We start from the raw sequence: 16,501 nt of genomic DNA, 5'->3' as shown, positions 1-16,501 counted from the left end.
GACAGGAGAGAGCCATGCCAGGCTACAATACCTTGAGATACCAGACCCAGAGCGTCGCGATGCTCTACTTCTACGGCGCGCTCGCGCTGTTCGTCGCGCAGGTCACGTTCGGGCTGGTGGCGGGGCTGATCTATGTCCTGCCCAACACGCTCTCTGTCGTCCTGCCCTTCAACATCGTGCGGATGATCCACACCAACGCGCTGATCGTCTGGCTGCTGCTCGGCTTCATGGGCTCGACCTACTACCTGCTGCCGGAGGAAGCGCAGACCGAGCTCTACAGCCCGAAGCTCGCGGTAGCGCAGTTCTGGATCTTCTTCATCGCCGCGGGGGTCACCGTGGTCGGCTACCTCTTCCACATCCATGAAGGGCGCGAATTCCTCGAGCAGCCCTTCGCGATCAAGATCGGCATCGTGCTCGTCGTGCTGATGTTCCTGTTCAACATCACCATGACCTCGCTCAAGGGCCGCAAGACCACGGTCACCAACATCCTGCTCTTCGGCCTCTGGGGTCTGGCGATCTTCTTTCTCTTCGCCTTCTACAACCCGGCCAATCTCGCGCTGGACAAGATGTACTGGTGGTACGTCATCCATCTCTGGGTCGAGGGCGTCTGGGAGCTGATCATGGCTTCCGTGCTGGCCTTCCTGATGATCAAGCTCAACGGCGTCGACCGCGAGGTCGTCGAGAAATGGCTCTATGTCATCGTCGGGCTCGCCCTGTTCTCGGGCATCCTCGGCACCGGCCACCACTATTACTGGATCGGCGCGCCCGGATACTGGCAGTGGATCGGCTCGCTGTTCTCGACGCTGGAGGTCGCGCCCTTCTTCACCATGGTGATCTTCACCGTCCAGATGACCTGGAAGGCCGGGCGCAACCATCCCAACAAGGCCGCCCTGCTCTGGTCGATCGGCTGCTCGGTGATGGCCTTCTTCGGCGCCGGCGTCTGGGGCTTCCTGCACACGCTCTCCTCGGTGAACTACTACACGCACGGCACGCAGCTCACCGCCGCCCATGGCCACCTCGCCTTCTTTGGCGCCTATGTGATGCTGAACCTCGCCGTAATGGCCTATGCCGTCCCTGAGCTGAAGGGCCGCGCGCCCTACAACCAGTGGCTCTCGATCGCGAGCTTCTGGCTGATGTGCACGGCGATGTCGGTGATGACCTTCGCGCTGACCTTTGCCGGCGTGGTCCAGGCCCATCTCCAGCGGGTACTCGGCCAGAGCTTCATGGAAGTGCAGGACCAGATCGCCCTGTTCTACTGGATCCGGCTCGGCTCCGGCGTCGTGGTGGTGATCTCGGCGCTGATGTTCGTCTGGGCCGTGCTGGTCCCTGGCCGCGAACGCAACGCCGATCCGATCGCGCTCGCCCAGCCGGCGGAATGACGCTTCCGCCCGCCGGCCATCGGGCTGGCGGGCTTCCGTTTCCCTGCTCCACGGATTTTCGCGATGAACATGATCCCGCGCCCGCCGCTTCCGGCGCCCGCTTCCATCGACATCCCCGCCTATACCGCGTCCGGCAACGAGCGCTTCCTGTTCGAGAAGGCTTGGGAACGGCGCTTGCCGCTGCTGCTGAAGGGGCCGACCGGCTCGGGCAAGACCCGCTTCGTCGCCCATATGGCCGCCAGGCTCGGCCTGCCTCTCTTCACGGTCGCCTGCCATGACGACCTCTCCGCCGCCGATCTCACCGGCCGCCACCTGCTCAAGGGCGGCGAGACCGTCTGGGTCGACGGGCCGCTGACGCGGGCCGTGCGCGAGGGCGGACTTTGCTATCTCGACGAGATCGTCGAGGCTCGCAAGGACGTCGCGGTGGTGCTGCACCCGCTCACCGACGACCGGCGCATCCTGCCCCTGGAGCGCACCGGCGAGCTGCTGGCCGCCCCCTCCTCCTTCATGATCGCGGTCTCCTACAATCCGGGCTACCAGAACCTGCTGAAGAACCTGAAGCCCTCGACGCGGCAGCGCTTCGTCTCGATCAGCTTCGACTTTCTGCCGCGCGAGCAGGAGATCGCCGTGGTCGCGCAGGAAAGCGGCCTCGACGAGGGCGCGGTCGCGCCATTGGTCGATCTCGCCAGGCGCCTGCGCACGCTCAAGGGGCAGGATATCGAGGAAGGCGTCTCGACCCGCCTCGTCGTCTATGCCGCGAGCCTGATCGCCGCCGGCCTGCCCCGGCAGGAGGCGGTGATGGCCGCGATCATCGAGCCGCTGACCGACGAGCCGGAGGTTCGCGCCGGCCTGATCGAGATCGCCCGCGCGGTCCTCATCTAGGAGGCTGCGATGCTGGATTTCCTCGAGCTGGAAGAGACGGTCGGCCGCTTCTGGCACAGGCTGGTCGGCGACACTGCGAGCCTGCCGCATCACCCGCAGGCTGCCGTTAGGCTCGCCAGCATGGTGCCGACCCTCGCCGTCTGCTTCCGCGGCTTCGGCGGCGAGCCCGGCGTCAGGATCGTCCCGGCCCGCGAGCGCGCAGCCGGTCACCGTCTCAACCTGCGCCAGCGCGTCGGCCTCGGCGAAGAGCGGCTGGCGCAAGCACTGCGCACGCCCGACAGCTTGCAATTGCCGGCTGAGATCGCCCTCTTCCCGGAAGCCCGGCTCAACCACGAACTCTATATCTGGCTCGCCGCCTGCCTGGCCGCGATGCCTCCGCGGCCTCTCACGCAAACCGATCCGCTCCATCGCGATCTCGCCGCGATCACTGCGGCCCAATCCCTGGTCGCGGTGGTTCTCGGTGCCTTTCCCGGGCTCGCCCCGGTCTATCGCCGGCTGGCCTCCGCCCTGCTTGCGAGCCGGCGCCGTGACGGGCTGCCTGTCACCGAGGCCAAGGTCGAGGCGCTGATTCGCGCGCTGCTGGATAGCCGGGCGGTCGATATCGCCGCCGACAACTGGCCACTCAAGGCGCCACCCGGCTATCTGCCCGCGCTCGGTGTGCCGCTCTGGCCGCTGGCCAGCGCCGCCGCACCGGCTCGCACGCGCCGCCGCGACGAGGACCAGCCGCCACCGGCCTCGGCCAAAGCCGAAGAGCAGATGAAAGCCTGTGCCGCCAGCCGCGACGAGACGGCAGAAGAATGGCGCGAGCGCAGCCCCTTTATCCTCAATCGCTTCGAGAAGATCCTGGCGATGTCGGAGATGGTTGCGGTCGACCGCCCCTCCGACGACAGCGAGGAGCACGATCCCGAAGCCGCCGACGAGCTCGACGACATGGTGCTGAGCGAGCGCAAGGGCCGCCCCGCCTCGCGCTTCCGCTTCGACCTCGATCTGCCGCCGGAGGCGATGGACGAAACCGCGCTCGCTGGCGCCCTGACCTATCCGGAATGGGACTTCCGCAGCGCCTCATATCGCGAGGATCATTGCCGGGTGCTGGCCGCGATGGCGCAACAGGAGCTGGCGCCCCCGACGCAGGACGCCGCGACGCGCGCGCTGGTGCGCCAGGTCCGCCGCCAGTTCGAGGCCTTGCGTCCCTTGCGCGAACCGCAGCGCGGCCAGACCGATGGCCCCGATCTCGACCTCGACGCAGTGGTGCGCCGCCAGACCGATCTCGCAGCGGGCGGCTCTGGCAGCGACCGCATCCATCTCGCGAGCCGGCCTCAGGCGCATGACCTCGCCGTGACGACGCTGATGGACGTCTCGCTCTCGACCGATTCCTGGTTCGACGACCTGCGCGTGCTCGATGTCGAGAAACAGGCGCTCACCGTCTTCGCCCACGGGCTTGCCGCCTGCGGCGACCGTCATGAGATCCTGACCTTCACTTCGCGCCGGCGCGACTGGGTCCGGATCGAGACGGTGAAGCGCTTCGACGAGGCGATGGGGCTGGCGGTCGAAGCGCGCATCGCCGCGCTGAAGCCGGGCTACTACACCCGCATCGGCACCGCGATCCGCCATGCCGCCGCCGGGCTGAAGGCTCGGCCCGATCGCCGCAAGCTCCTGCTCGTCCTGACCGACGGCAAGCCCAACGACATCGATCACTACGAGGGGCGCTTCGCCATGGAGGATACCCGCATGGCAGTGATCGAGGCGCGCCGCGCCGGTATCTGCGTCTTCGCCGTCACGGTCGACCGCGAGTCGCGCGCCTATATCCCGCATCTCTTCGGCCGCAATGGCCATGCCTTGGTCTCGAAGCTCGAGCGTCTCCCGGCCGCCCTGCCGGCGATCTACCGCGCACTGGCCGCCTGAGGGGGGACGCCATGACCGAAGCCCAGATGGGTCTTGTCGTCGCCACGCCCGCCATCATCGTGATGGCCTTGCTGTTCTATCGGATGGGCGTGCTGCAGAAGGGAGGCGTCGCCGCGGCGATACTGATGTCGCTCGCCATCGCCGTCATGCTCTTCCTCGAACAATGACGCCGGCAACACCGCGTTGTTTGCGCTTCGGCAAATTGCCGCCGGAGTACCTCCGCTAGGCTGAAGAGCCGCCCGCATCGAGGCCGCAACCGGAGCCTAACCATGACCACCCAGCCTCTCGAACCGCTCGACGTGCGCTCGATCCCGCCCGTCGTGCGCCATGCCACGATCTTCGGCATCATGGAGCGGCTCTCCCCCGGCGACGCCTTCCGGATCGTCAACGACCATGACCCCGCACCGCTGCGCCGGCAGATCGAGGCGCGCTATCCCGGCGCCTATTCCTGGGACTACATCGTGCAGGGTCCGGAAATCTGGCAGGTCGAGATCGGCCGCAACGAAACCGGCGACGATAGCCATGCGGCCGATTGCGGCAGCCATGGCGAAGGCCACTCCTGCACCTGCGGCCACTGAGCCGAGAAACCGGGAGACCGCAGCCATGCCGATGGCATCGCTGTCCCGCTGGACGATGAGCTATTTCGCGGCCGCGCTCGCCTTCCTGCTCGCAGCCGAGGCTCTCGCCGTCGCCGGCATAGGCTATCCCGCCGCCGGCCTCTCCGAGCCCGCAACGCTCATCCTCGTCCATCTCGTGGCGATCGGCTGGCTCAGCCTCGCCATGGCCGGGGCGCTGCTGCAATTCGTGCCGGTGCTGGTCTCCCGGCCCCTCGCCTTCCCAAAGCTTGCCCTGCCGGCGCTGTTCATGCTCGCCATCGGGCTGGTCCTGCTCTGCACCGGCTTTGCCACCCTCGCCGGCTGGATCGACGCTCCGCTCGACCTGATGCCACTGGGCGCCGTGTTCCTGCTCTGCGGCTTTTCCCTGCTGGGTTTCATGCTCGTGGCGACGCTGCTGAGCACGCGGCCCGTGGCGCTGTTCGCCCGCTTCGTTCTCACCGGCCTCGCCTGCCTCGCGATCACGGCACTCAGTGGCACGGCCTTCTCCACGATTCTGTCGGGACGCAGCGGCTGGCTCGGGCCCGTCGCACTGCTTCCCGGCGGGTTGCCCTTCCATGCCCTGCTCGGTCTCGGCGGATGGCTCGGGCTCATTGCCTTCGGCGTCAGCTACCGACTTTTCGTGATGTTCATGATAGCTCCGGAGCCACCGGCCCGCCGCGTGCGGCCGGTGCTGTTGGTCTCCGGCCTCGGCCTCGCCCTCGCCTTCGCCGGGCTCGTCGCCCCTTTCGCAAGCTTCGAGCCGGGAGCCAGGTGGATCGCGGCGGTGCTCGTCGTGCTTGCCGCGGCGGGCCTCTTCTATGGCCGCGATATCCTCGCGCTTTATCGTGCGCGTCGGCGCAAGGCGCTCGAAATCAACATGCTCGCCAGCATCCCGGCCTTCATCGCGCTCGGCTTCGGTCTGGCGCTGCTGCCGGCCGCCATCCTTGCCCATGCCGGCGACGGCCCCGTCGCGGCCCTCGTCTTCCTCATCGCCTTCGGTTGGCTCGGCGGGTTGACGCTGGCGCAGCTCGTGAAGATCGTCTCCTTCGTGACCTGGCTCGAAACCTACGCTCCCCGGCTGGGACGCGGCCCGGCGCCGCGCGTCGGCGATCTCGTCGCCATGCCGCGCACCGGCAGGTGGTTCCTGCTCTCCTATGGCGGGGTCCTGCTGGGAGCGGCCACGCTCGCCATCGAGGCGGCCGCCGGCTTCCGTCTGGCCATGGTGCTCTGTCTGATCGGAACCGCCGGCCTCATGGTCGAACTCGTCCAGATCCGCCGCTTGTCCGAGATCAAGGCTGCCGACCGGCCGCCGGCGCATGAACGCCCGCAATTGCTGGCCACGCGGGCCGAGGAAAGGAGACCTGTTCATGTCGAAGCCAGAAGCCTCGCTCATCCGCGAGCTTGACGTGCGCCCACTGCTGCGGGCCGGCGAGGAACCGTTCCAGGCGATCATGGACGCCGTCGGCGCGCTGGCTCCAGGCCAGTCGCTGCGCCTCATCGCGCCGTTCCGGCCGGTGCCGCTCTTCTCGGTCATGGCCAATCGCGGCTTTTCCGCCAGCGACCGCGCGCTCGACGGCGGCGACTGGGAGGTCCTGTTCTCGCCCGTAGCCGGGATGCAGACCGAAGCCGGGCTCGCCACCGGCAGCAGCCCCTCCGCCCTGTCCTGGGGCGATCCCATCGAGGAGCTCGATCTCGTCGATCTCGAGCCACCCGAGCCGATGGTCCGCATTCTGGAAGCGCTCGAGGACCTGAAGCCCGGCGACGTGCTGTTCGCGCTGCTCTCGCGTGAACCGGTCTTCCTCTTCCCGGAACTGGCCAAGCGCCAGCACGAATGGGCCGGCAATTTCGATGCATCCGGGGCGGCTTATCGCCTGCTCGTGCGCCATGGTGGCGGGAGGGCACACGGATGAGTGCCAACCTGGAACGCCTCGTCGAGATCGCGCTACGCGACGTGCTCGACCCCGAAATGGGACGCAGCGTCGTCGATCTCGGCCTGATCTATGCGATCGAAGCCGCGCCGGACGGCACCGTCGCGATCACAATGACGACGACCACCCGTGGCTGCCCGCTGGCCGGCTTCCTGAAGCAGGCGGTCGCCATGGCGGCGGGCGCCGTCGAGGGCGTCCGCTCCGTCGCCGTCAACCTGACCTACGAGCCGGCCTGGGAGCCGGCGATGATCGCCGCCGAATGACGAATTTGGCAGCGATCGCACGGAATGTTGCCCTGCAACAAAGACCGATTTTTCCAGCCTCCTAAAGTCTTCATGACCGGTCGAATTCCGGTCTTGGACAAGGAGACAAGTCATGGGCGAGGAGCTCAAACTGACCCGCCGCAGCATTCTGGCGGGAGCGGCGGCCACCGGGGCGATCGTCCAGGCCGCTTCGGCACCGGCGCAGACGCAGGCGGTGATGACCAGGGCCACCGCCGCGGACATCGCCAAGCTGCCGCGCGTCAAGGCGAAACTGGTCGATCCACCCTTCGTGCAGGCGCATGAGCAGGTCGCGACCGGCGGCCCCAAGGTCGTCGAATTCGAGATGACGATCCACGAGAAGAAGATCGTCCTCGACGATGCCGGCACCGAGACCTTCGCGTTCACCTTCAACGGCACGGTGCCTGGCCCGCTGATGGTCGTGCACGAAGGCGACTATGTCGAGCTGACGCTGATCAACGCCGACACCAACGAGCTTCTGCACAATATCGACTTCCATGCGTCGACCGGAGCGCTCGGTGGCGGAGGTCTGACCGAAGTCAGTCCCGGCGAGCGGGTCGTGCTGCGCTTCAAGGCCACCCGGCCGGGCGTGTTCGTCTATCATTGCGCCCCTCCCGGCATGGTGCCCTGGCACGTCACGGCGGGCATGAACGGCGCCATCATGGTACTGCCGCGCGACGGGCTGAAAGACGGCCAGGGCAAGGCCCTGAAATACGACAAGGTCTATTATGTCGGCGAGCAGGACTTCTATGTGCCGCGCGACGAGAACGGCAAGTTCAAGCGCTATGCCAGTCCCGGCGAGGCGCATGAGGACGTCATCAAGGCGATGCGGACGCTGACGCCGAGCCACATCGTGTTCAACGGCAGGGTCGGCGCGCTCACCGGCAAGAACGCCCTCACCGCGAAGGTCGGCGAAACCGTGCTGATCGTGCATTCTCAGGCCAACCGCGACACGCGGCCCCACCTGATCGGCGGGCACGGCGACTATGTCTGGGCCACCGGCAAGTTCCGCAATGCGCCGGAGCGCGACCTGGAGACCTGGTTCATCCCCGGCGGCTGCGCGGGCGCCGCGCTCTACACCTTCCTGCAGCCGGGCATCTACGCCTATGTCAATCACAACCTGATCGAGGCCTTCGAGCTCGGAGCAGCCGGCCATTTCAAGGTCGAGGGTGAGTGGAACGACGACCTGATGAAGCAGATCCGGGCTCCGGCCGGCATTTGACCTGCCTCCGCCTCCCCGCCATGCCGCGGGGAGGCCTTCTCCCGCAAGGTTTCCGACCATGGCCACCACGCTACGCCCGACGCTGCCCGGGCTCACGACCTCGCTCGGCCTCATGCTCCTCGCTGGAGCCGCTGCCCTTATGCTCGCCGCGCCGATCCGCCGGCCCGCGCCCGCCTTTCCCCTGCCGCAGACGGCGCTCGTTCCACCCACGACGCTGCTGCACCGCCTCGATGGCGAATACAGCCGCGCCGGCCGCCCGGTCGACGCACCGCGCGTCACGATCAGAATCACGCAGCCGCTCGAGATCATGCGCTATCAGGTCAGCGCAGCCGATTACGCACGCTGCATCGCCGCCGGCGCCTGCAAGCGCCTCGACAACCCCGCGCCGCGCGGCGACCTGCCCGTGACCGGCGTCAGCCATGCCGATGCCGGCGACTATGCCGCCTGGCTCACGCGCGCAACCGGCATGGTCTGGCGCCTGCCGACCGACCGGGAATGGGCCCATGCCGCCGGCTCGCGACTGGTCGACGATGCCCGCGGCCTCGACGTCGACGCCGATAACCCGGCCCGGCGCTGGCTCGCCGATTACGAGCGTGAAGCCAATCGCAAGGCGGCGAGCGATCCCGCCCCACGGCCTGCCGGCAGCTTCGGTGCCAACGAGCACGGCATCTACGACATCGCCGGCAATGTCTGGGAATGGACGCAGACCTGCCTGCGCCGCGTCGCGCTGGATGCGGCCGGCCGCACGACCGGCGAGACCAGCAATTGCGGCATCTATCTCGTCGAAGGCCAGCACAGGGCGCCGATGACATTCTTCATCCGCAACCCGAAGGCCGGCGGCTGCTCGGTGGCGACACCGCCCGACAATCTCGGCTTCCGGCTGGTTCGCGAGCGGAGCTGGCGCGATCGCCTGCCTGCCGGTCTGAACCGGCTTCTGCCGGCATGACCGTCGCGGTCACGAACCGCAGCCTTGATGGCGCGAAGCCGGTTCCCGAAGCCGGCATGGAGCTCCTGCTCTGGATTCTCGTCTGGAGCGAGCTCATCGTCTTCGGCGTCCTGCTCGGCGCCTTCCTACTGCTCGAATGGCTCGATCCGGTGGCGCTGGCCGCACTGCGCGAGACGCTCGATCTCCCTCTCGCAGGCATGGCGACAGTCGTCCTCGTTTCCAGCGGCTTCTTCGCGGCCAGGGCCGCCTTTGGGCGGCAACCACGTGGCAACCTCCTTGCCGCGGCTCTCGGTGGCTTCATCTTCTGCGCCCTCAAGATCGCGGCGTTCACCCATGAGCTGCCGGCGCTGGCGGCGATGGAAGGGCGCCTGGGCGAGCTCTACATGCTCATCGTCGGCTTCCACTTCGCCCATGTCCTGTTTGTCTCCGGCTTGCTGCTGCTGGTCGCCTTTCGGCCGACTCCACGCCATGTCGCCGGCGTCGCGACGATCTGGCACCTGATCGACCTCGTCTGGCTGCTGATCCTCCCCGTCGTCTACCTCGGCTGACATGCGCTTTCCCCCTGTTCTCCCCCTCCCGGCCGTCCTTGCCAGTCTATTCGTAGCAACGGGCCTGAGCCTCGTTGCAGCCTCCGTCCTGCCCTCCGGCCTTCGTGGTCCCGCGATCGCGGCCCTCAGTCTGACGAAAGCGATGCTCATCGTGCTGGGCTTCATGCGGCTGCGGCGCGAAAGCCCCGTGCTTGCTGGCGCGCTTATCGCCTATGCCACGGTCGTCTGCCTGCTGGCGGGCGCCCGGATCGCGCTGGCCGGGCTATCGTGACGCACTTGAACCGCCACGACGATTGCGGTCTTATCGTGCGCCCCGCCCGCGCAAGAGCCGGGCGCGAGCACTTTTCAAAGCACCATAGGAAACAGCATCGTGGCATTGGATCGCAGCGTGCTGCGCAGCATCCCGCTCTTCGCGGCCATGAGCGATGCCCAGCTCGACCGCATGACCGCGCAATCCAGCGCACGGCGCATCCCCCAGGGCGAGGCGGTCTTCGAGCAGGGCGATCCGGCAAAGGCCTTCTATCTCCTGCTGCATGGCCGGCTGAAGGTGACGCAGGTGACGCGCGACGGCCAGCAGATCATCGTCAGGGTCGTCCATCCCGGCGACCTGTTCGGCTTCACCCGCGCGCTCAGCCGCCCCGACTATCCGGGAACCGCCACGGCGGCCGTGGACAGCCTTGTCGCGGCATGGCCGAGCGAATCCTGGGACAGCTTCGTCGAAGACAATCCGCACCTGGCGATGAACGCCATACGGACCATCGGCCAGCGCCTCGACGAAGCTCATACCCGCATCCGCGAGATGTCGACCGAGGAGGTCGAGCGCCGCGTCGCCCATGCCGTGCTGAGGTTGATCGACCAGGCCGGAAAGCCCGACGAAACCGGCACCCGCGTCGACTTTCCGATCTCGCGCCGCGACATCGCCGAAATGACGGGGACAACCCTGCACACGGTCTCGCGCATCCTCAGCGCCTGGGAGACGCAGGGGCTGGTGGAGGGCGGCCGGCAGAAGCTGGTGGTCTGCGACGCCCCAGGCCTGAAACGGCTGGCCGAGACCATCAAATAGCGGCGCGGCCGGCCAGGATCATTGCGGCCTGCGGAACGCCATGAACGAGCCGGCCGGGCCACACGCCTCTCAGGCCTTGGAGGCGTCGTCCTGCTCCCAGTCGTGGAGATGGATCAGCTTAGGATCGTCGGCATGCTCGGTGAGCATGCGGCGGACGCGATCCTGCCATAGCGCGCCGAAGGTGGAGAGGCCGGCTTCATCAGCCTTCCCTGCAACGGCCCGCGGCAGGAGAGCCGTCATCTCACCGGAATGCGGCACAGCTCCCCTGGCGGGACCATCCGAAAGACGGCCTCGGTCTAACAGGTTCCGCTGGGCCGCTTTTTGCGTCGACGCAATCATCTGGCAACCGTCGCATATCACATGGAGCCGCTCAGGCGGCCGGGCGGTCGATGCCGAAACGCTCCGGATCGGCAGCGAGATCGCGCAGCGAATACCTGTCGAGCTCGGCCAGGAAAGCCTCCACCGCCCCGGACAGGATGCCGCGCCACCGGTCCAGGCTGAGCAGCGAGCGCCCCTCCGCCTCCCCGAAGCACTCCACGATGGAGAAGCCCGGCTCCGTCGCACGGATGACCGCGCCCAGCGAGATCTCCCCTGGGTCGAGCGCCAGCGCCAGCCCGCCCGAGCGGCCGCGCACCCCCTTGAGGAAGCTATGGCGAACCAGGAGGTTCGCCACCTTCATCAGATGCGCGCGCGAAATATCGTAGGAGGCCGCAGCTTCCTCGACGGTGACCAGACGGCCCGGATGGGCGGCGGCAAAGATCAGGAGCCGCAGCGCGTATTCGCTGAACTGTGTCAACCGCATTCCGGACATCCATCCCCTGCCGGGCTCCAGCCTTCTCCCAGCAATTTGGCGGGGATACGGCGCGATCGCCCCGACCGGCAGGTAATGCTCCCCAGCGCGACGCACCAGGCTGCCCTGGAATCAGGCGCGCTGAGCGGGCGACGCCGCTCTCGCAGCGATGCGCGCGCCCGTCAGCACGCGCCAATAGGCCGATGCGAAGACCAGGAACGCCAGCGACCAGCTCAATCCGGCCACATGCAGCAGCATCGCCGGGCCATGGCCGAGCGCGGAACAGAGGCGCGCCACGGTCCCGATGACGACGAGCCCATAGCAAAGCTGCGTCGCGGGCGTCGCGATGAGCGCGCGGCCGGTATGGCCAAGGCTGGCGCGCGACATCACGGCAAGCGTCAGGGTGCCGAAGGCTCCGGCTGTCCAGGCATGGCTTCCGGCCGCAGCGGCGATCAAGCCGCAGCTCGCCGCGGCCGTCAGCGCGAAGCCGACCGGCACGAAGAGATAGCCGACATGCAGGATGACGAGCAGGGGATTGCGCAGAGTCCGATCGCCGGCCCAGCGCGCCAGCCGCACGAGGTGGAGCCCCGCGGCAAGCATCAGAGCGACACCGGTCGCGGCGTTATCCGGCACGATGACCCAGCCGGCGAGCGTGAGGGCACTGATGGCGAGGACGGCCTTGTCATAGATGCCGAACGGAACCGGCATGCGCCCCGCACCACGCTGCGCCAGCCAGTTGCGCGTGAAGCTCGGCACGATGCGCCCGGCGATCAGCATCACCAGCATCAGCACGACGGCAATCGCGAAACGGCGGGCGAAATCGGCGCTTCCGGTCAGCCCCGCCTCCAGATGGAACGCGAGATTCGCCGCCAGCAGCAGCCCGATCAGCGCCACGACCTTGAGATTGCGCCAGTTGCGCCCCGCCACGATCTCGCGCGCCGCTGCCCCGGCGAGCAGCGTGAGGAAAAGCGCGTCGATCACCATGGCCATCGGCCAGCCGATAGAGGCGGAAGCTGAGACGGCGAAGCGCCCGGCGAGCCAGGCGAGGACGAGGACGAGAAGCGGCCTGCCCTGCACGGGCAGGCGACCTGTCCAGTTCGGGATCGCGGTCAGCAGGAAGCCGCCGACCGCAGCCGACTGGTAGCCGAAGAGCATCTCGTGAACATGCCAGTCCACCGGCGCGAACGCCGTCGGAACGGCGAGGCGACCGGCGACGAAAGGCAGCCAGACCAGGATGGTCAGGCCGGCCTGGAGCGCCGCCAGAAGGAAGAACGGCCGAAAGCCGTAGGACAGAAGCGCGGGCCCGTCATAGGCCCGCAGTCGCGGTATGGGTGCCATGGGCTTCCGTCCTTCCGGCGGCCGGGCAAGATCCGGCAGCGCCCCATTTGCCGGGTGTCGAACTACTGCGCCTTGGCGAGCTGGCCGGCCTTGGCGATGAGATCGGCGAAAACCTGCTTCGCCTTGCCGGGAGCCTTGGCGGCGCCGGCGCTGGCGGCGTCGATATTGGTCGGCTCTCCGACCACCACCATCGCGACCATGCCCATGCCGTAGTGCGGCTTGCACCGAATGCCGTAGATACCGGCTTCCTTGAAGGTGACCTCGATCTGTTCGCTCATCTTGCCCGCGAACGGCTCCGCCCCAGCCGGCAGCATCTCGGGAATGCTCTCCGCATTGTGGCTCTTGTCGGTCGGCACGAATTTCACGGTATCGCCCGGCGCGATCTTCACGAGTGCAGGCTCGAACACCATGGCGCCGGCAGCGCCCTTGTTGAGCATCTTCACTTCGACCTCGGCCGCATTGGCGCCGGCGATCGCCAGCGCCATCAGCGCGCCGGTAAGAATGGTCCTGAACATCTGACTTCTCCATCACCGCAGCGAACGCATCGGTTTCTCGCTGCACCGCAACACTAGCGGGAGCGGGCCGCCGGCTTGTTGCGCCAGCGCAAAGAGCGAGGAGAGAGCGGACGGGCCCTACAGGCCGCGCAGCGCCGAGACCGCGGCCTCCCCGCTGCGCGCGATCTCCACGAACAGCAGCGCGAATTCCTCGAAAACGGTCCGGTCGCTTTCGGCTTCCGTCAGCGCGTCGAGCTCAGACAGGAAATGCAGGATCGAGGTGATGCGCTCCTTGTGCTCGCGCGCGGCGGCAAGCCTCCGGCGCACCTCACGGCGGCGTTCCTGCTCGTCGAAGCGGGCGAGCGCTCCGTTCAGCGTCTCGCGGCAGTCGCAATTCAACTCTTCCGGACGCAGAACCCGTCGCAGACGACCGATCAACTGGCTTGCCGAACTCGCTGCGGCCTCTCCCCCGAAACCTTGATCTCCGTCATGCCATGCCGTCATCAGAGGTTCCTCCCCCTATTGGCAGTGCTTCAGCGCAGCGCGCCGCTCGCTTCCCATCGAATGTGGCCGGGGGCTCCATGCAGGAACCCGTTGGAGAACGGCACATCCGGATAGATTTCCCCGAGCCGTCTTTCAGCATCCGCAGGAGCAATCCGCTCATCGATGACCTCACGGAACAACCGCGCGACCGCCACCATGTCGCAGGATTGCGGGGACAGACGCAGCGAAGCCACTCCGGCTCGACCCAGCGCAGGAAGGTCGCACAGCAGGCTGGCGCAGCTGTCCGAAAGGGTCTGCACTCCGTTCACCGAAAGAAATCCGGCGCCGTCGAGCGTCTTGACAGGCATGCCGTCAGGATCCCTCTCGCAGACGAAGCGACAATTGTCCTTGGTGAGCTTGTGCGCACGGGCATGATAGCAGCGCGCCGAGATCGCCAACGGCACCTTGCCGAAAGCGAAGACTTCAACCGCGATTTGCGGCACCGCAGCAGCGATCGCCGCCACAGCAGGGAGTGGCAATTCCGGTGGCAGGCAGATGCGCGTCGCGCCGCGCGCAGCCAGGAAGCCCGCCGTCGCCTCGTTGTAGACATTGACGAAGGGGCCGACTGCGAAGGCCCTTTCGCGGAGCGAGGCGAGACAGGTCAGGTCGTTGATCTCGACCTCCACCTCGGCGGCCTGCATCAGTTCACGGGTCTGGCGGCGCTCGCGCGGCAGCGAGACCAGGATCAGCGACGCGTGCAGCACGCGCTTGCCCCCCGCCTCCAGCCGCTCGACAACGGCCGGGATGTCGTCCTGCTTGAAAGGCATGCGCTTGGAGCAGACGGCCTCGCCGACCACAACCGTGTCGATCGGAGCCTCGTCGGCGATCCGGAAATAGAAATCGCGCCAGCGCTCCGGCTGCCAATGATAGAGCGCGGGACCGAGGGTGATCTGCATCGTCATCAATCCTTCAGCGCCAACCCTTGCGATAGGCGCCCACCGTGCTCGCCTGTCCTTCCGCCATGGCGGCAAGACCGGAAATCGGCGCCCGGTGCCCTTCGTCGAGCGCGGCAAGGATGTTGCGGAAGGAACGGACGACGCCGGCGATATAGGCACGGCCCCGCTGTCGGCCCTCGATCTTGAGCGCGGTGACGCCGGCCTCGCGGAGCGCCGGTAGCATCACCGCCGCATCGAGGCTGACGGGCTCCTCGAAGATGTAGCCCGAGCCCTTTGGGGTATTGAAGCGGCCCTTGCACAGGGTCGGATAGCCGGCCGGTTCGTCCTTGCCGAAACTGTTGATGGTAAAGCCGCCAAGCGTCGAGACGATCTGCCCCTCGCGCTCGGTATAGGCGACATGGCTTGCCGGAGAGCAGACGCCGTTCATGTTCGGCGACTGGCCGGTGGCATAGGAAGAAAGCGAGCAGCGTCCTTCCTCCATCACGCAGAGGCCGCCGAAGACGAAAACCTCGGTCTCGCAGGCGCTCTCACGCACGATCGAGGCAATCTCCATGACGTTGAGCACGCGCGGCAGTACGACCCGGCGGGTACCGAAGCTCTCGGCATAGAAGCGGATCGCATCGGGATTGGCGGCCCCAGCCTGGACCGAGACATGCAACCGCTGCGTCGGATGGTGGCGCGCGGCATAGTCGAGCGTCGCGAGATCGGCAAGGATCAGGGCGTCAGCCCCGGCCGCGACGGCGTCGTCGATCGCCGCCTGCCAAAGCCCGAAAGAGCCGGCCCGCGCGAAGGTATTGATCGCGACCAGCACCTTGACGCCGTGGCGATGGGCTAAAGCGATGCCTTTTCTCAATTCATGGCGCGAAAAATTCAGGCCGGGGAAATTGCGCGCGTTGGTCTCGTCGCGGAAGCCGCAATAGACCGCATCGGCTCCCGCCTCGACGGCGGCCTCTAAACTGGCCGGCGTTCCTGCCGGGCAGATCAGTTCCATGAGGAGCCTCCCGCGACGGGTCGCGCGCGCATGCGAACCCGTATGAATTCGGCAAGACGGGCGCCAAGCGGCCCGAAACCGCCCAGGAGCAGCTTGCCGAAATCGATGCGCGCGTCGTCGATCGCGTTGCGCAACGCAAGCGAAGCCGCGACGTCGCCCTCCACCCAAAGAACTCGCGAGAAGAACAGAGCATCGCCGTCGAGCGTGCCCTCGGCCATGCCGATCAGCCCCGCGAGCGGGCCGCGGATGCAGGTATCGAGCCCCGCCGGCAGGGTCCGCACGGCGCGTGCCACTGGCCGGCCCGGGCGCGGCTCAAGCACGAAGGCCAGGGGCAGATCCGTCGGATCGACGCCGAAGCGCTTCTCGGCATGCTCGCCGAGGCGATCGTAGAGATCGGGATAGCTGCGGCCGACACAGGCAAGCATCAGCGCCAGAGCCGGCTGCAAGGGTGCGAGCGGCAGAGGCTCCATCGCGCGCGACAGCCATGGCGGCAATCGCGGCGGCATCGCCAGCAATCCTGTCGTCTCCGGTTCCGGCATCACTCACCTCCGGTCCCAAGATTAGGCAGGCAGACGCCGCACTCGTTGCGCAGGCGCAAAGACGGCTGCAATCACAGCAGCGATGGTCCGGCAACCGGAGCCCCTGCACTTGCCGATCCGCGACCTGCCCCGCTTCCGCGATCTCAGCGCCTTCCTCACCCAT

At 67.3% G+C, this 16,501-nt stretch carries 21 protein-coding genes; 13 read left to right on the top strand and 8 right to left on the bottom strand.

The features are described from left to right. The first annotated feature begins 32 nt into the window (after positions 1–32). From Q0Q36_RS04395 to Q0Q36_RS04335, 13 genes are all read left to right on the top strand, one after another. Positions 33–1,379 carry a nitric-oxide reductase large subunit gene (locus Q0Q36_RS04395; RefSeq protein WP_293796068.1) on the top strand — a complete coding sequence of 449 codons (1,347 nt, stop codon included), beginning with the start codon at positions 33–35 and terminating at the stop codon, positions 1,377–1,379. Between the two features lie 63 nt (positions 1,380–1,442). Beyond that, positions 1,443–2,261 (top strand): AAA family ATPase, encoded by an 819-nt coding sequence (locus tag Q0Q36_RS04390; RefSeq protein ID WP_293795844.1) that lies wholly within the window; start codon positions 1,443–1,445, stop codon positions 2,259–2,261. 9 nt (positions 2,262–2,270) lie between these two features. Then, positions 2,271–4,163 (top strand): VWA domain-containing protein, encoded by a 1,893-nt coding sequence (locus tag Q0Q36_RS04385; protein ID WP_293795841.1) that lies wholly within the window; start codon positions 2,271–2,273, stop codon positions 4,161–4,163. A gap of 11 nt (positions 4,164–4,174) precedes the next feature. Then, complete coding sequence (locus Q0Q36_RS04380; protein ID WP_293795839.1) at positions 4,175–4,330, top strand: hypothetical protein; 156 nt, start codon at positions 4,175–4,177, stop codon at positions 4,328–4,330. Positions 4,331–4,432: 102 nt separating this feature from the next. Continuing rightward, positions 4,433–4,741, top strand: a complete 309-nt coding sequence (locus tag Q0Q36_RS04375) for a DUF2249 domain-containing protein (protein WP_293795838.1) — start codon at positions 4,433–4,435, stop codon at positions 4,739–4,741. 25 nt (positions 4,742–4,766) lie between these two features. Then, complete coding sequence (locus tag Q0Q36_RS04370; RefSeq protein WP_293795837.1) at positions 4,767–6,164, top strand: hypothetical protein; 1,398 nt, start codon at positions 4,767–4,769, stop codon at positions 6,162–6,164. Further along, positions 6,127–6,669, top strand: coding sequence for a DUF2249 domain-containing protein (locus tag Q0Q36_RS04365; protein ID WP_293795835.1), 543 nt, complete (start codon positions 6,127–6,129; stop codon positions 6,667–6,669). The genes Q0Q36_RS04370 and Q0Q36_RS04365 overlap by 38 nt, the downstream gene beginning before the upstream one ends. After that, entirely contained in the window at positions 6,666–6,950 is a 285-nt protein-coding gene (locus Q0Q36_RS04360) for an iron-sulfur cluster assembly protein (protein ID WP_293795833.1), read from the top strand. Before Q0Q36_RS04365 ends, Q0Q36_RS04360 begins: the two co-directional genes overlap by 4 nt. Before the next feature lie 112 nt (positions 6,951–7,062). Beyond that, positions 7,063–8,190 carry a copper-containing nitrite reductase gene (gene nirK / locus Q0Q36_RS04355; protein WP_293795832.1) on the top strand — a complete coding sequence of 376 codons (1,128 nt, stop codon included), beginning with the start codon at positions 7,063–7,065 and terminating at the stop codon, positions 8,188–8,190. 58 nt (positions 8,191–8,248) lie between these two features. Beyond that, positions 8,249–9,136, top strand: coding sequence for an SUMF1/EgtB/PvdO family nonheme iron enzyme (locus Q0Q36_RS04350; protein ID WP_293795830.1), 888 nt, complete (start codon positions 8,249–8,251; stop codon positions 9,134–9,136). After that, complete coding sequence (locus Q0Q36_RS04345) at positions 9,133–9,684, top strand: cytochrome c oxidase subunit 3 (RefSeq protein ID WP_293795828.1); 552 nt, start codon at positions 9,133–9,135, stop codon at positions 9,682–9,684. Before Q0Q36_RS04350 ends, Q0Q36_RS04345 begins: the two co-directional genes overlap by 4 nt. Before the next feature lies 1 nt (position 9,685). Continuing rightward, complete coding sequence (locus Q0Q36_RS04340) at positions 9,686–9,955, top strand: cytochrome C oxidase subunit IV family protein (RefSeq protein ID WP_293795826.1); 270 nt, start codon at positions 9,686–9,688, stop codon at positions 9,953–9,955. 99 nt (positions 9,956–10,054) lie between these two features. After that, positions 10,055–10,747, top strand: coding sequence for a Crp/Fnr family transcriptional regulator (locus Q0Q36_RS04335; RefSeq protein WP_293795824.1), 693 nt, complete (start codon positions 10,055–10,057; stop codon positions 10,745–10,747). Between the two features lie 69 nt (positions 10,748–10,816). On the opposite strand, the gene Q0Q36_RS04330 is transcribed toward Q0Q36_RS04335, so the two are convergent. The 8 genes from Q0Q36_RS04330 to Q0Q36_RS04295 all read right to left on the bottom strand — a co-directional run bounded on the left by Q0Q36_RS04330 (position 10,817) and on the right by Q0Q36_RS04295 (position 16,338). Further along, a complete protein-coding gene (locus Q0Q36_RS04330; RefSeq protein ID WP_293795822.1) occupies positions 10,817–10,987 on the bottom strand; it encodes a hypothetical protein in 171 nt (56 codons plus the stop codon). Between the two features lie 130 nt (positions 10,988–11,117). Next, on the bottom strand, positions 11,118–11,549 hold the full coding sequence (locus Q0Q36_RS04325) for an Rrf2 family transcriptional regulator (RefSeq protein WP_293795820.1): 432 nt from the start codon (positions 11,547–11,549) through the stop codon (positions 11,118–11,120). A gap of 120 nt (positions 11,550–11,669) precedes the next feature. Beyond that, entirely contained in the window at positions 11,670–12,875 is a 1,206-nt protein-coding gene (locus Q0Q36_RS04320) for an NnrS family protein (RefSeq protein WP_293795817.1), read from the bottom strand. A 62-nt stretch (positions 12,876–12,937) separates the two neighbouring features. After that, positions 12,938–13,390, bottom strand: coding sequence for a pseudoazurin (locus Q0Q36_RS04315; protein ID WP_293795814.1), 453 nt, complete (start codon positions 13,388–13,390; stop codon positions 12,938–12,940). A 117-nt stretch (positions 13,391–13,507) separates the two neighbouring features. Next, the gene (locus tag Q0Q36_RS04310) at positions 13,508–13,873 is read right to left on the bottom strand and encodes a hypothetical protein (RefSeq protein ID WP_293795812.1); all 366 of its coding nucleotides are present in this window, start codon (positions 13,871–13,873) and stop codon (positions 13,508–13,510) included. Positions 13,874–13,902: 29 nt separating this feature from the next. Beyond that, positions 13,903–14,808, bottom strand: a complete 906-nt coding sequence (locus Q0Q36_RS04305) for a U32 family peptidase (RefSeq protein WP_293796066.1) — start codon at positions 14,806–14,808, stop codon at positions 13,903–13,905. A gap of 13 nt (positions 14,809–14,821) precedes the next feature. Continuing rightward, on the bottom strand, positions 14,822–15,799 hold the full coding sequence (locus Q0Q36_RS04300) for a peptidase U32 family protein (RefSeq protein WP_293795810.1): 978 nt from the start codon (positions 15,797–15,799) through the stop codon (positions 14,822–14,824). After that, entirely contained in the window at positions 15,790–16,338 is a 549-nt protein-coding gene (locus Q0Q36_RS04295; protein WP_293795808.1) for an SCP2 sterol-binding domain-containing protein, read from the bottom strand. Before Q0Q36_RS04295 ends, Q0Q36_RS04300 begins: the two co-directional genes overlap by 10 nt. Between the last annotated feature and the right edge of the window lie 163 nt (positions 16,339–16,501).

Source organism: uncultured Allobosea sp., from assembly GCF_945957345.1.
Classification (GTDB): Bacteria; Pseudomonadota; Alphaproteobacteria; order Rhizobiales; family Beijerinckiaceae; genus Allobosea.
Note: the sequence above shows the minus strand (reverse complement) of the source record. Positions and strands in the feature narration are given on the sequence as shown.

Bases quoted from the DNA above. Each gene is read 5' to 3' on its own strand.
- Q0Q36_RS04390 (WP_293795844.1), top strand. From the start codon at position 1,443: ATGAACATGATCCCGCGCCCGCCGCTTCCGGCGCCCGCTTCCATCGAC.
- Q0Q36_RS04385 (WP_293795841.1), top strand. From the start codon at position 2,271: ATGCTGGATTTCCTCGAGCTGGAAGAGACGGTCGGCCGCTTCTGGCAC.
- Q0Q36_RS04380 (WP_293795839.1), top strand. From the start codon at position 4,175: ATGACCGAAGCCCAGATGGGTCTTGTCGTCGCCACGCCCGCCATCATC.
- Q0Q36_RS04375 (WP_293795838.1), top strand. From the start codon at position 4,433: ATGACCACCCAGCCTCTCGAACCGCTCGACGTGCGCTCGATCCCGCCC.
- Q0Q36_RS04370 (WP_293795837.1), top strand. From the start codon at position 4,767: ATGCCGATGGCATCGCTGTCCCGCTGGACGATGAGCTATTTCGCGGCC.
- Q0Q36_RS04365 (WP_293795835.1), top strand. From the start codon at position 6,127: ATGTCGAAGCCAGAAGCCTCGCTCATCCGCGAGCTTGACGTGCGCCCA.
- Q0Q36_RS04360 (WP_293795833.1), top strand. From the start codon at position 6,666: ATGAGTGCCAACCTGGAACGCCTCGTCGAGATCGCGCTACGCGACGTG.
- nirK (WP_293795832.1), top strand. From the start codon at position 7,063: ATGGGCGAGGAGCTCAAACTGACCCGCCGCAGCATTCTGGCGGGAGCG.
- Q0Q36_RS04350 (WP_293795830.1), top strand. From the start codon at position 8,249: ATGGCCACCACGCTACGCCCGACGCTGCCCGGGCTCACGACCTCGCTC.
- Q0Q36_RS04345 (WP_293795828.1), top strand. From the start codon at position 9,133: ATGACCGTCGCGGTCACGAACCGCAGCCTTGATGGCGCGAAGCCGGTT.
- Q0Q36_RS04340 (WP_293795826.1), top strand. From the start codon at position 9,686: ATGCGCTTTCCCCCTGTTCTCCCCCTCCCGGCCGTCCTTGCCAGTCTA.
- Q0Q36_RS04330 (WP_293795822.1), bottom strand. From the start codon at position 10,987: ATGACGGCTCTCCTGCCGCGGGCCGTTGCAGGGAAGGCTGATGAAGCC.
- Q0Q36_RS04325 (WP_293795820.1), bottom strand. From the start codon at position 11,549: ATGCGGTTGACACAGTTCAGCGAATACGCGCTGCGGCTCCTGATCTTT.
- Q0Q36_RS04320 (WP_293795817.1), bottom strand. From the start codon at position 12,875: ATGGCACCCATACCGCGACTGCGGGCCTATGACGGGCCCGCGCTTCTG.
- Q0Q36_RS04315 (WP_293795814.1), bottom strand. From the start codon at position 13,390: ATGTTCAGGACCATTCTTACCGGCGCGCTGATGGCGCTGGCGATCGCC.
- Q0Q36_RS04310 (WP_293795812.1), bottom strand. From the start codon at position 13,873: ATGACGGCATGGCATGACGGAGATCAAGGTTTCGGGGGAGAGGCCGCA.
- Q0Q36_RS04305 (WP_293796066.1), bottom strand. From the start codon at position 14,808: ATGCAGATCACCCTCGGTCCCGCGCTCTATCATTGGCAGCCGGAGCGC.
- Q0Q36_RS04300 (WP_293795810.1), bottom strand. From the start codon at position 15,799: ATGGAACTGATCTGCCCGGCAGGAACGCCGGCCAGTTTAGAGGCCGCC.
- Q0Q36_RS04295 (WP_293795808.1), bottom strand. From the start codon at position 16,338: ATGCCGGAACCGGAGACGACAGGATTGCTGGCGATGCCGCCGCGATTG.